Source organism: Dissulfuribacter thermophilus (genome assembly GCF_001687335.1).
In the GTDB taxonomy this organism is placed as follows: Bacteria; Desulfobacterota; Dissulfuribacteria; order Dissulfuribacterales; family Dissulfuribacteraceae; genus Dissulfuribacter; species Dissulfuribacter thermophilus.
Genome location: NZ_MAGO01000016.1, coordinates 17,067 through 28,554, shown reverse-complemented (window position 1 = coordinate 28,554; position 11,488 = coordinate 17,067). Strand labels below are relative to the sequence as shown.

The 11,488-nt window shown below is 42.5% G+C and carries 12 protein-coding genes, 1 tRNA gene and 3 pseudogenes; 1 reads left to right on the top strand and 15 read right to left on the bottom strand.

Annotation, left to right across the window (positions count from 1 at the left end):
• The first annotated feature begins 301 nt into the window (after positions 1–301).
• Complete coding sequence (locus tag DBT_RS12155; protein WP_153304068.1) at positions 302–442, top strand: hypothetical protein; 141 nt, start codon at positions 302–304, stop codon at positions 440–442.
• Between the two features lie 182 nt (positions 443–624).
• Here DBT_RS12155 and DBT_RS12935 read toward each other — a convergent pair.
• From DBT_RS12935 to DBT_RS11180, 15 genes and pseudogenes are all read right to left on the bottom strand, one after another.
• Positions 625–933 (bottom strand): annotated as a pseudogene (locus tag DBT_RS12935) (transposase); the annotation flags it as partial.
• Positions 934–1,165: 232 nt separating this feature from the next.
• Positions 1,166–2,626 (bottom strand): hypothetical protein, encoded by a 1,461-nt coding sequence (locus DBT_RS11235; protein WP_067620689.1) that lies wholly within the window; start codon positions 2,624–2,626, stop codon positions 1,166–1,168.
• A 192-nt stretch (positions 2,627–2,818) separates the two neighbouring features.
• Positions 2,819–2,995, bottom strand: a pseudogene (locus DBT_RS12930) (transposase); the annotation flags it as partial.
• Between the two features lie 37 nt (positions 2,996–3,032).
• Positions 3,033–3,662 (bottom strand): annotated as a pseudogene (locus tag DBT_RS11230) (transposase); the annotation flags it as partial.
• A 216-nt stretch (positions 3,663–3,878) separates the two neighbouring features.
• Positions 3,879–4,259: a hypothetical protein gene (locus DBT_RS11225; RefSeq protein WP_067620684.1), complete on the bottom strand. Its 381-nt coding sequence runs from the start codon at positions 4,257–4,259 to the stop codon at positions 3,879–3,881.
• Positions 4,260–4,271: 12 nt separating this feature from the next.
• Positions 4,272–4,616, bottom strand: coding sequence for a transposase (locus DBT_RS11220; RefSeq protein ID WP_067620682.1), 345 nt, complete (start codon positions 4,614–4,616; stop codon positions 4,272–4,274).
• A gap of 178 nt (positions 4,617–4,794) precedes the next feature.
• Positions 4,795–5,796 carry an IS110 family RNA-guided transposase gene (locus tag DBT_RS11215; protein WP_067620679.1) on the bottom strand — a complete coding sequence of 334 codons (1,002 nt, stop codon included), beginning with the start codon at positions 5,794–5,796 and terminating at the stop codon, positions 4,795–4,797.
• Positions 5,797–6,042: 246 nt separating this feature from the next.
• On the bottom strand, positions 6,043–6,753 hold the full coding sequence (locus tag DBT_RS11210) for a hypothetical protein (protein ID WP_067620678.1): 711 nt from the start codon (positions 6,751–6,753) through the stop codon (positions 6,043–6,045).
• A 109-nt stretch (positions 6,754–6,862) separates the two neighbouring features.
• Positions 6,863–7,777, bottom strand: a complete 915-nt coding sequence (locus DBT_RS11205; RefSeq protein ID WP_208600913.1) for a hypothetical protein — start codon at positions 7,775–7,777, stop codon at positions 6,863–6,865.
• 187 nt (positions 7,778–7,964) lie between these two features.
• Complete coding sequence (locus tag DBT_RS11200) at positions 7,965–8,174, bottom strand: transposase (RefSeq protein ID WP_067620676.1); 210 nt, start codon at positions 8,172–8,174, stop codon at positions 7,965–7,967.
• 25 nt (positions 8,175–8,199) lie between these two features.
• Complete coding sequence (locus DBT_RS11195; RefSeq protein ID WP_067620673.1) at positions 8,200–8,790, bottom strand: transposase; 591 nt, start codon at positions 8,788–8,790, stop codon at positions 8,200–8,202.
• Positions 8,791–9,150: 360 nt separating this feature from the next.
• Positions 9,151–9,237: transfer RNA gene (locus DBT_RS11190), tRNA-Leu, on the bottom strand.
• A gap of 63 nt (positions 9,238–9,300) precedes the next feature.
• Complete coding sequence (coaBC, locus tag DBT_RS11185; protein WP_067620670.1) at positions 9,301–10,536, bottom strand: bifunctional phosphopantothenoylcysteine decarboxylase/phosphopantothenate--cysteine ligase CoaBC; 1,236 nt, start codon at positions 10,534–10,536, stop codon at positions 9,301–9,303.
• A complete protein-coding gene (locus DBT_RS11995; protein ID WP_141674290.1) occupies positions 10,503–10,964 on the bottom strand; it encodes a hypothetical protein in 462 nt (153 codons plus the stop codon). Before DBT_RS11995 ends, coaBC begins: the two co-directional genes overlap by 34 nt.
• A 14-nt stretch (positions 10,965–10,978) precedes the next feature.
• Entirely contained in the window at positions 10,979–11,485 is a 507-nt protein-coding gene (locus DBT_RS11180) for a nitroreductase (protein WP_067620667.1), read from the bottom strand.
• Positions 11,486–11,488 lie beyond the last annotated feature (3 nt).

Below are 11,488 nucleotides of genomic sequence, written 5' to 3'. Positions count from 1 at the left end.
TTTGGTCATCACCCTTAATGGATTCAAAGTACTCTTCGAATTCCTCACGTGAAGTGAAATGATCACTGAGAGCCAGATAGGCATATTCCAAGAACTTATTTGCGTGCAGATAGCGTAGATCCTTTGTTGTGCTGTTCATTGATTTTTTTTAAACATAACGAGTCTGTATAAAAATATAAATTTCAGGCTGATTCCTTGCCGGAAATCTATTCTCCTTAAAAAATCTAGTTACAGGAATAATGGTGGGAACCGTGAAGAACCCAACTCCATCCTCATTCTTTTTTTATAACAACATTAGCTTATGTTCAAGACACTCCTATCAAGTGAATCCAGGCGTAGATCGGTGGATTTTGATGATATTGTGCACTATGTAGTAAAGAAGCCACTGGGTGTTCACCTTGCGCTTGCCTCAAAGGGTATAACGGTTAAGACCAAGCACTGAACAGATGAGGGCAAATACCGGTTCCACTGTACCTATGCGCTTGCTGTAAACCAAATGGCCAAGGGTTGAATCTATCTTTCGCTTAACTATAACACCCGTTGCTCCTCGGTCTGATCTGAATATCTCAAGGACTGCGTACGAAAATTAGAAGATCATTAATAATGGGCTCTGAGTAAGAGGACCACTTCTTGATTCAGTGAAGGAATGAAACTGGCTATGGTGGTAAAATGAGGTCTTGTATCTGCAGGCAAGGCCATGAAGATGACATTCTCTCGACAACACTGAGCTATCTTCCTACTGAAAACTATTCCTTTAGAATATGCATACAAAATAATCTTGAGCAGGATAGCGGGAGCATAGACTGGCGCACCCACTTCATCATTCTTATAGCGCTATCTGAATATAAAAAGGTCTACTTCATTATCGATCAAATAATGAAGTGCATATTCAAAGGTACCTGGAAGAATTTGCTTCTCGAAATGTATAGGAATAAACTTACCTTACTTATACGAATACTTCTTAAAACGCGCTATTAGTCAATCCTTTACTCAATGTCATTAACCGTTATATATCACATCTTCCAGAAAAACAGCAGTAATATGGCGCGCTTAAGGTTTTTTCTGCAGCCTCAACGACTAGGGTCACGGGCCGAAAAAACGCAAGCGAAGCGCAGCGGTTTTGAGATCCCGTGCACCCGCTTGTTGGTCCTTTTCTCGTTTCTATTCAATCAGTTCGTCCAGTCCATTTCCGCTTTCTGGCTTGGAAGTCATAACCGGCCAGCCAAAGCGATACATTCCTGATAAAGGTCGGGTTGTCCATCTCTGTGGGGTGATGAAGAGGTGAACGGTTAAAATGGTTTGCCTCAACCATTGCACGGCCATTCCCGTAAGGAGCCAAGAACATCTTTGGATTGGGCTGCTTCGCTAAAACTATGGCTCCATCCGGCAACGAAGTCTCGTCGAATGACGTTCTTGCACCCTTATTAGAATGATTTAGATATGTTGAGAGAACATTGACCCCGCTCATAACCGCTAGATCCCGGCGGGGCCAAATGATCTCAGCAGGTTCGTCTGTTTTCAAGTGATGAAGGTTCGGAAATAGAAGCCTAGAGTTATCGCCATGGACGAATTTAAAGTAGCTATTCGACTTCATGCCGTAGAAGAGCCAGATGCCTCCGCCCTGGGAAACCCAGTCACGCAAGGCACGTTGATGGTCCTGTGAAATCTCTGAAAGTGATAATGCAAGGATGAGGACAGATATGCTCTTTGAGTTCACCTCAATGAGATGCAGAGCCTCAGTCAATGTTTGAGGGGAGTCAACTTTGTAGCTCTTGACATAAGGTACAGGCCCGTTGATTGCCCCATCTGGGGCAATGGTGAGCAACTTTCGTCTGAACTGTTGGACAACGGCCGAGGAAAGATGCTCGGGACGGTAGCCGTATTTACAGTAGATCATGTCTATTCTGTCTTTGTAGATGCCGACGACAGGACCCACATCTAGCTTCACTTGGATATCTTCCGTCTGAAGGACTCCTTGAATGACGTCGCTATTGCGCATCGTAACGCGGGTTAGCGGATTCTCGCTTCCAATTAGCTTGATCCTGTCAATATTCGATAGAACCAGTGGAACGGCAGCATAGGTTGTTGCAACTACTATCTTATCGTTGAGCAATTTCCCGCTAAAGTAATCTCCGTTCTTCAGTACTATGAACTGACGTTGAGGGATGCCTTCGCGTTCAGCTTTTCGAACTCGAAACACGGCTTTCAGGACTTTCTCCTTCCGAACATTGATCTGAGGGCCAGATTGAAGTTTGAAGACAAACACAGCGTTGTCGATGAAGCCAGAAAACAGGTTGTTATTGACTGTTATAATGGATTCGATGTTGTTGGGTCCACCCTCGAGGTTGATGCCAGCAATCATCCGATTGTTGAACTTTAGCTGTGCATATGATGTTCGGATACTAAAACTCTTGTTAAGAATAGTGCCAGTCAGCCTGTCGCCATTGCGCAACAGAAGAATATCAGTATCACTCGGCCGCTGAAGATCCAGAACCAGTGTAAACTGATCGTCTGGTAGATTACTGGACTCAGCAACCACCGCTGCCGCAGATTCCAGCGCGCCAGCAGAGAGCATACTGAGGATAAGACAGCAGATACAGCTAACAGCCAATATCAGGTTTCTCATACTCCATACCTCCTTGTTTACTACCCAACGAGTCTGTATAAAAATATAAATTTCAGGCTGATTCCATTCTGGCAATCTATTTGCCTCAAAAAATCTAGTTACAGGAATAATGGTGGGAACCGTTAGGACCCCAACTCCATCCTTATTTTTCCTTTTTTATACCAACCTCATTTCATGTTCAAGATACTCCTATCAAGTAAATCCAGGCGCACATCGGTGGATTTTGATGATATTGTGTACTATGCAGTAAAGAAGCCACTGGGTGTTCACCTTACGCTTACCTCTTAGGGTAAAACGGTTAAAACCAAGCACTGAACAGATGTGGGCAAAGACCGGTTCCACTGTACCTATGCGCTTGCTGTAAACAAACGGCCACGACTTTAATCTATCTTCCCCTTCATCTTTTTTATGAAGGTGCTGCCTGCACTATTCTCCTTGCTATAAAAAAAAAGTGTACCTGCCGAGCCTCGGTCCTGTCGGGATATCTCAGACATAGCTCACGAAGCTTACAGACCCTGCATTCGGTCTTTTTACCCATAAAAGCTATGGCCTTGTAACCATTTCTAGTTACAAAATTCTTGTTCTTTACATAGAGATGTTTCTCGGCAGAACAGATACAGCTCTGTTGCTCCATATCAAAAATAAAATCTCTGGGCGTGAACAAGCGGGATTTTCTCTCCTTTCGAGCTCTTTGTTTGAAGCGATCTCGATCCCTGAATCTGGGATCTCGTTTGCGAAAATGTCTGTCTGCTATATAGGCATCTATCCCCTGGCTGAAGACCATCTCCATGTTCTTCTTTGTGTGAAATCCAGCATCAGCAGTTAACTTCACTTTCTTAAAAACATCTTCCTCAGGAGATAGCACCTTACAGGTCTTACTGGTCCCCTCTATCATGGGCTCCAACAGGTGTTGCTCCTGCCCATTTCCAAAGGCCTCTGCATGTACTATCACCTGGTGCTTGTCATCTACCATGACCAGGCCATTGTACCCCTGAATTACCCCCTTAGAGGTCTTCATCTTGGCACTTTCGTTGTCGTTTTCCCAGATTATGCAGCTCGCAAGTTTGCCGAAGATGCCAGGCGGAGGGTACGCAGACGTACTTAGGTACTTCAAGTGCCCGACAACAAAGCAGATTCGGTAAAATTGCGAGCCCCTTGCGGCTTCAAATGCCTGAGATATAACCCCTGGATGAAGCCGTACCTTTTTGCTGAAGGAACGAACTGGATAAGTTGCAGCTAACTATTGAATTATTCAGAAAAAATCCCTTTCTAAGGCATTTGAAGTGCATAATCTGGGTATATTGCTCTTCCTTATTCCTCCACCTCTGCCTGGCTTGTCATCATTGTTATCCATCCAGTCCCTTATCTTCTTGACCTGCTTTTTAAGAGTTTCAATGTACTTTTTCTCACGGGAGATAAGCTCATGGTCTGTCTCTTTCTGATCAAGTTCCCTGTGCTTTTCTATCATGGCCTGGATGGCATGTTCCAACTTCTTACACTTCTTCTCAATGTCAGCCCTGGTACCGCTCCACTCTTTTGATGCATTGGATGGCAGTTTGCATCCATCCAGTGCAAACATCTCTTTACCCACTAGTCCCATCTCGTCACATACAAGGAGAATGTCACGGAACAACTGGACTACTTCTTAATCCAATGAAGATATGAAACTAGCTATGGTGGTAAAATGAGGTCTTGTATCAGCAGGCAGGGCCATGAAGATGACATTCTCTCGACAACACTGAGCTATTTTCCTGCCGGAAACTATTCCTTTAGAATATGCATACAAAATAATCTTGAGCAGGATAGCTGGATCATAGGCAGGCGCACCCACTTCATCATTCTTATAGCGCTGTCTGAACACAGAAAGATCTACTTCATTATCAATCAAATAATGGAGTATATATTCAAAGGTATCTGGAAGAATTTGCTTCTCGAAATGTATAGGAATAAATTTACCTTGCTTATATGAATACTTCTTAAAACGCGCCATTAGTCAATCCTTTACTCAATGTCATTAACCGTTATATACCACACCTCCCAGAAAAAACAGCAGTAATCTGGCGCGCTTAAGGGTTTTTCTACAGCCTCAACGACCAAGCTCACCTGTCGCTATGAAGCGCAGCGAAATAGCGGTCAGATACTGTGTTGAGTGTCAAGCACTATTTTATCTATGTTGCCAAAGCCATGTATGCCCGTTTATGCTTCAGTACTCCAAAAGCAATATGGACCAGCTTCCTCATGGCAGCTCCTATGGCTACCATTTTTACCTTGCCTCTTTGAACAAGACGATTGTAAAGCGCTTTTACATCCGGATTGTACCGCATAGCAGTAATAGCTGGAAAATATAAAGCTTTGCGTATATCTCCCGGGCCTCTCTTGGATAATCTGGAACGTCCCTTGAGGCTTGTCCCTGAAAGATTTTCTCTTACCGAAAGTCCCAGGTAGGCAGCTGCTTCCCGTGCGCTTTTGAAACGCCTTCCACCTTGCATTACTGCAACAAGCAAAACAGAAGTAATCCAGGCTATCCCTGAGATAGTCATCAACAGTTCCACCTCTTTTTTGAGACCAGGATGCCTTCGAATATGAGACTTGATCTGTTGTTCCAAGCGCTTTATAGATTCACTTACCTCAACAAGGAGCCTTCGCTCTTCTTCCAGAATCGGACCCGGGGCTGGATGGCTTATTTCCAATGCCTCTATCCTGTTCAATATTGCAGTCCTGCGATGCTTAAGTGAATCTATCGCCCTATGATAACTCAACAAAATACGATATTCTGGCGGTGGTGGAGTCCATAAATCAGGATGCATGGCACTTCCATACTCAACAAGCACCAGGGCATCCTTGCTATCTGTCTTTGTACGCACTCCAAAACTCTCTGCAAATGACTTTACATACTTGGGGTTCAGTACAGATATCATGCTGCTGGCATCATGTAAAAAGGTGGCAATGCCTTCATAATACACCCCTGTTGCTTCTATTATGAAATGGATATGCTCTTTACCTTCCTTGTTGGTTATTTTCTTTGCCCAGGCAAGCAAGGCAGTATGCCCTTTCAAGGTGTTAGGGAATTTTTTCCTCTTTACCTTGAATTTCCCATTGGATGCCTCATACTTATGGGCGGTGCGCAATTCCTTCTTGCCAACATCAATTCCAATGATCTTCTTATGCATTTACGCCTCCCTGTATGAAGAATTAAAATCCCGCCCTGGCGTTCTCTTGTACATTCGGGCTTTCCCATTCACATGAGAGCCATACGATACTGTTCAGCCTTTACGGTGCAGGAAATGGAACGGAGGCCAATATCTGACCGACGAACTTTACAGTTATAAGGTGTAGCACGGGCTCATCCGTTCCCGTAGGGAGCTACCCTACTTCTTTGTTTTTAACATACAAGGTGGATCGTTTTGTTAAGTGACTTATATCTCTTCATAATTTAAACAAATATTGATAAATTCATCCCAAAAATCTCTTATAGCATTCTTATATTTCAATAAATCATCCGGAGTTATAAATATATCTTCTCCAGCTAATGGCAAATAAACTCTAGGCAATACATACCTTTTTGTATTTTGTTCATCTTTAGTTCTAAAAATAGGATGCTCAAATAAATCGGGTCTTAGTTTATGTAACTCAACTACTGAGGGGCCTTCTGCATGTTTTATTGAATTTGCAACAAATCTTAGTTCATTAATTATTGCCCACGATCTAAACGAATCAATATTAATACCTTTTTCAAGTACTCTTTTCTTGAAGATTGATATTTTCATTAATTGAGGATCATCTTCTTGTGATGGATGTAATATTTCCCTTCTCAAGAAGAAAATGATCTGCTGCTCAAATAAATGGTAGAGTGCAGTCGCTGTAAGATTTAAAATAGTCTGTTTTATATTTGAAAGCATTGTATAGTGTTCAATACCAGCCTCTTGAGCTTTTTCCGCCAAATCTCCAGGATCAATATCGGGCGAATAACACGAAGAGCATAGTTCATCCCATTTCCTTTCTGCAACTTGCTTTGCTTCTTTTTCAAGATCATTGAAGGTGGGTAAAAGTCGATTCTGAATTGAGTCATATAATAAATCAATTTGTTTTATAAATTGATCTCTAAGAAATGATTCCCAGAATCCCATATTAAAGACAGGACTACTCATAATTTTTTCACTTAACGACCAAGGGTCACTTGCCGCTGTGAAGCGCCAGCGGAACAGCGGTCAAGTGCACCCGCTTGTTGGCCCGAATTTATATTGTAAATTTCTGAACAGGCAAATATGCTTCGCCTGTTTGCGATGCATGCCTTCTTACTCTTTCTATGATGTCTGCCATGCCCATTATGCCACTCAACGCATAGTATAAATGACCATGATCCAACAAGAGCAAAGGAGTTCTTTCTCCTGATGCCTCTTTAATCGCTATTGATGAGTACCCAGAAATGGAAACCATTATACCCATTGTATTATCCGCTTTGCTTGTAACCTTTCTATAAAATGAATCTATATCACTTGCTCCGGCCTGCTCTGATGTGAATTTCAATTCTACAAGATATGTGGTACCAGAAAGCGTTAAAGAGCCATCAATTTGACGACCATTATGTACGTATGGTTTTCGATTTGTAATTTCAAAGAAATCCAAAAGATCGAAAAACCAATCTTGAAATTCATAGCCAGCTTTTTGAGTGCCAATTTTCTGCCCAAGTTCATTCAAACGATCATTTAACTTTTGCAATGATAACTGAGACCTTTTTATGTCTTCCTGTCTTTTCCTGAACTCTTCCCTGGCTCTTTTACGTTCTTCTTCACTCCTTTTTTCTTCTTCTTGTTGTTGGTGATATATTCTTAATTTTGTTACTGCATCATGCGCTTGTTTGATTTTTATGGATGAATCTTCCCAGTTTTCCAAATCAGGAAATGTCCTTTGCTCCATAAGATATTTTGCAATTTGCAACAATGCAGCTCTGCCTTTTTCTGTTCGAGGCAATTTTTCAAAAAGCCTGTCCAAAAAATCTCTTTTTGTTTCATCAGGAGCCCAGCTCGCCAAAAAGGAATCGGAAATCCCACAACGTTTTAAAAAATTACGTAGCGTTTTCTTTCGCCAGAAAGATTTAAGGCAGGCATCATAAACTAGATCAATATAATATGGTGTGAGTTTAGATTTCATCTGCATCGACATTTTCCGGCCAACGAGTCTGTATAAAAATATAAATTCCAGGCTGATTCCTTTCTGGAAATCTATTTCCTTCAAAAAATCTAGTTACAGGAATAACGGTGGGAACCGTGAGGAACCCAACTCCATCCATATTTTTTCTTTTTTATAACAACTTCATCTCATGTTCAAGATATTCCTATCAAGTAAATCCAGGTGCAAATCGGTGGATTATGATGATATTGTGCACTATGCAGTAAAGAAGCCACTGGGTGTTCACCTTGTGCTTGCCTCGAAGGGGAAAACGGTTCAGACCAAGCACTGAACAGATGTGGGCAAATACAGGTTCCACTGTACCTATGCGCTTACTGTAAACCAAACGGCCAAGGCTTGAATTTATCTTCCACTTCATCTTTTCTATGAAGGTGCTGCCTGCACTATTCTCCTTGCCATAAAAAAAAGTGTACCTGCCGAGCCTCGGTCCTGTCGGGATATCTCAGACATAGCTCACGAAGCTTACAGACCCTGCATTCGGTCTTTTTACCCATAAAAGCTATGGCCTTGTAACCATTTCTAGTTACAAAATTCTTGTTCTTTACATAGAGATGTTTCTCGGCAGAACAGATACAGCTCTGTTGCTCCATATCAAAAATAAAATCTCTGGGCGTGAACAAGCGGGATTTTCTCTCCTTTCGAGCTCTTTGTTTGAAACGATCTTGGTTCTTGAACCTGGGATCTCGTTTGCGAAAATGTCTGTCTGCTATATAGGCATCTATCCCCTGGCTGAAGACCATCTCCATGTTCTTCTTTGTGTGAAATCCAGCATCAGCAGTCAACTTTACTTTTTTAAAAATATCTTTGTCAGAAGACAGCACCTTATAGGTCTTACTGGCCCCCTCTATAATGGGCTCTAATAGGTGTTGCTCTTGCCCATTTCCAAAGGCCTCTGCATGTACTATCACCTGATGCTTGGCATCTACCATGGCCAGGCCATTGTAACCCTGAATCACTCCCTTATAGGTCTTCATCTTTGCACTTTCATTGTCGTTTTCCCAGATTATGCAGCTCGCAAGTTTGCCGAAGATGCAAGGCGGAGGGTATGCAAACGTACTTAGGTACTTCAAGTGCCCGACAACAAAGCAGATTCGGTAAAATTGCGAGCCCCTTGCGGCTTCAAATGCCTGAAGATTTATAACCGATTGAGTTTCACCTTTTGGGTGAAGGTACAGCGAAAATAGATAGATGCTAACTATACAATAATTCAAAGAAATTACTTGCTTCAGGAATTTGAAGTGCATAATCTGGGATTATGTTGAATGTTACCTACCACAAGTGGGATTTAAGAAGGTTTTGGCGGGGATTTTTGAGTGTGATGTACTGAAATTATTTGGTGCCGGAGGCGAGAGTCGAACTCGCACGGCCCGAAGGCCACCGGATTTTGAGTCCGGCGCGTCTACCAGTTCCACCACTCCGGCACACGACCTTTCACATACCAAAGAGAAAGAGAAAAGTCAATTGTTAAGATCATGATTGTGTTTTTAAAGTAGGCTGGAAACACGGTTCATGAGTTCCAAGGCTAAATTGGCCTTTGACATGAGGGGAAGTTCTTCAATCTTAGATCCATCACCGTAAAGGATTGAAACCTTATTGGTATTTTTGTCAAAACCTGCTCCTTTTTCTGTGATATCATTGCATACGAGCATGTCAACTGGCTTGTTGGCCAATTTTTTCCTTGCATTTTCAATGAGATTTTCAGTCTCAGCACAAAAGCCTACTATCACCTGTTTGGAGGACCTGTTCCGTGAAATATATTTTAGGATATCCTGGGTCTTTTTTAGGCTGATGTTTAGATTCTCTTCTCCATAGTCTTTCTTTTTGATTTTTGTCTTTGATACTCTTTCAGGGGTATAGTCAGCCACAGCTGCGGTCATTATGACTACATCCATCTGAGGAAATACTTCTTTAACAGCCTCAAACATCTCATCTGCGGTTTCAACGCTCAAGAGCGTGTGAACATTTGGAGGTGAAAGCTGGGTAGGGCCTTTGATTAATGTTACTTCAGCACCTAGCATTTTACATGCCCAGGCAATCTCAAAACCCATTTTCCCAGAGGACTTGTTGGACAGGAATCTCACTGGGTCAATTGGTTCCCTTGTGGGACCAGCGGTCACCAATATTTTTTTACCCAAGAGGGGTTTGGGTAAAAGACTACTTTGGACCTCGTGTAGAAACTCTTCGAACTCCACGAGCCTTCCCTGGCCTTGGTCTCCGCAGGCTACCTGCCCAGTAGCTGGCTCCACAACCACATGACCTAATTTCCTGAGCTTTTCTATATTGTTCTGGGTTGCAGGATTTTGGTACATGGCTGGATTCATGGATGGGAAAAACAGTACGCTTCCCTTATAGGCCAGGATCATGGTTGTGAGAAGATCATCTGCAATACCGTTTGCAGCCTTTGCAAGACAGTTGGCAGTTGCCGGACACACTACAAAGCAGTCTGCATCTTTTGGGATTTCAATGTGTGCAAAGAGGGATGAAGGATCACTATCGAATGCGTCAAGCCAGGCCTTCTCATTAGCGAGTGCTGAAAAGGTCATGGGAGTCACGAATTTTGCCGCATTTTCTGTGAGGACAGGGACTACTTTGGCCCCAAAATTTTTAAGACTGCGAAGATAGAAAGCAGCCTTAAAAGCCGCGATCCCTCCGGTTATTCCAAAAAGGATGTTTTTATTCGAGAGTCCTATTCCGTTACCCCAAGGGGCTCGCTCAACCATATCTCCACCACTGTGTTAAATGCTTCATCTGAAATTTTAATAAGGCATTGGGCACCAAGATCTTTTGAAAAAGCCAAAAAAAGGCTTTTACCATGTAATGATCCCTGAAAGATCCAGTTATGTTTTGGGAGATTTTCCATGAAAAAGCCTTCTAAAGAGTCACTTGTGATCCGTCCTTTGTAGGTCAATATCCCCCCTTGGTAAGTAGGAGTCCTGATGATCATGGTCCTTTCTTGAACCTTTGTGAGTTCCATTGGTATAGGTAGGTCTGGAAATTGATATTGGATCGTAGGACCTGTTTTTGTTGCAGTCTCTTCTTCGGGATTGGATGCGCTATTAAAAGTAGAAGGGGTGTACTGGGCACATCCGAAACTAAAGAAGATGAGCCATAATAGGCAGATATTACGAAAAGATTTTTTTAGATACATTTAAATTTGCCTCCTCAGTTGTCAAATACGATCAGTTCCTCCAATGGTATCCTCCTGGACTTCTGATCCCTGTTTTTGGGCCACCCTAGGGCAATCACTGCCATTAGCTCGAGATCCTCAGAAAGGCCTAACAACTTTCTGACTTCATCTCCACTTTTTAGTATTTCTCCGAGCCACACTGCTCCAAGTCCCAGTGAATGAGCACACAATAGCATATTTTGAAGGCATGCCCCAATTGCCTGATGGTCCTTAGTCTCGTGATACATCTTTGATTTAGATATGAAGACCGGCAGCAAACATTGTGCTGATTTAATAATTCTTGTATACTTAGTAAGAGGTTCGAATTTCTCCTTGAGTGCAGGATCAGTGACAATGGCAAAACGCCACGGTTGGTTATTTAATCCAGAAGGTGCCCATGAACCTGCTTTTAATATCTCCATGATATGTTCTCTTGGTACGGGCTCAGCAGTGAAGTCCCTTACGCTCCTTCTTTCGTAGATTGCCTTGATAACTTCGTTCATAGG

What these genes read in the sequence shown, in the direction of transcription:
- DBT_RS12155 (WP_153304068.1), top strand. Translation starts at nt 302, where the DNA reads ATGTTCAAGACACTCCTATCAAGTGAATCCAGGCGTAGATCGGTGGAT.
- DBT_RS11235 (WP_067620689.1), bottom strand. Translation starts at nt 2,626, where the DNA reads ATGAGAAACCTGATATTGGCTGTTAGCTGTATCTGCTGTCTTATCCTC.
- DBT_RS11220 (WP_067620682.1), bottom strand. Translation starts at nt 4,616, where the DNA reads ATGGCGCGTTTTAAGAAGTATTCATATAAGCAAGGTAAATTTATTCCT.
- DBT_RS11215 (WP_067620679.1), bottom strand. Translation starts at nt 5,796, where the DNA reads ATGCATAAGAAGATCATTGGAATTGATGTTGGCAAGAAGGAATTGCGC.
- DBT_RS11210 (WP_067620678.1), bottom strand. Translation starts at nt 6,753, where the DNA reads ATGGGATTCTGGGAATCATTTCTTAGAGATCAATTTATAAAACAAATT.
- DBT_RS11205 (WP_208600913.1), bottom strand. Translation starts at nt 7,777, where the DNA reads ATGAAATCTAAACTCACACCATATTATATTGATCTAGTTTATGATGCC.
- DBT_RS11200 (WP_067620676.1), bottom strand. Translation starts at nt 8,174, where the DNA reads ATGAAGTGGAAGATAAATTCAAGCCTTGGCCGTTTGGTTTACAGTAAG.
- DBT_RS11195 (WP_067620673.1), bottom strand. Translation starts at nt 8,790, where the DNA reads ATGAAGACCTATAAGGGAGTGATTCAGGGTTACAATGGCCTGGCCATG.
- coaBC (WP_067620670.1), bottom strand. Translation starts at nt 10,536, where the DNA reads ATGGTTGAGCGAGCCCCTTGGGGTAACGGAATAGGACTCTCGAATAAA.
- DBT_RS11995 (WP_141674290.1), bottom strand. Translation starts at nt 10,964, where the DNA reads ATGTATCTAAAAAAATCTTTTCGTAATATCTGCCTATTATGGCTCATC.
- DBT_RS11180 (WP_067620667.1), bottom strand. Translation starts at nt 11,485, where the DNA reads ATGAACGAAGTTATCAAGGCAATCTACGAAAGAAGGAGCGTAAGGGAC.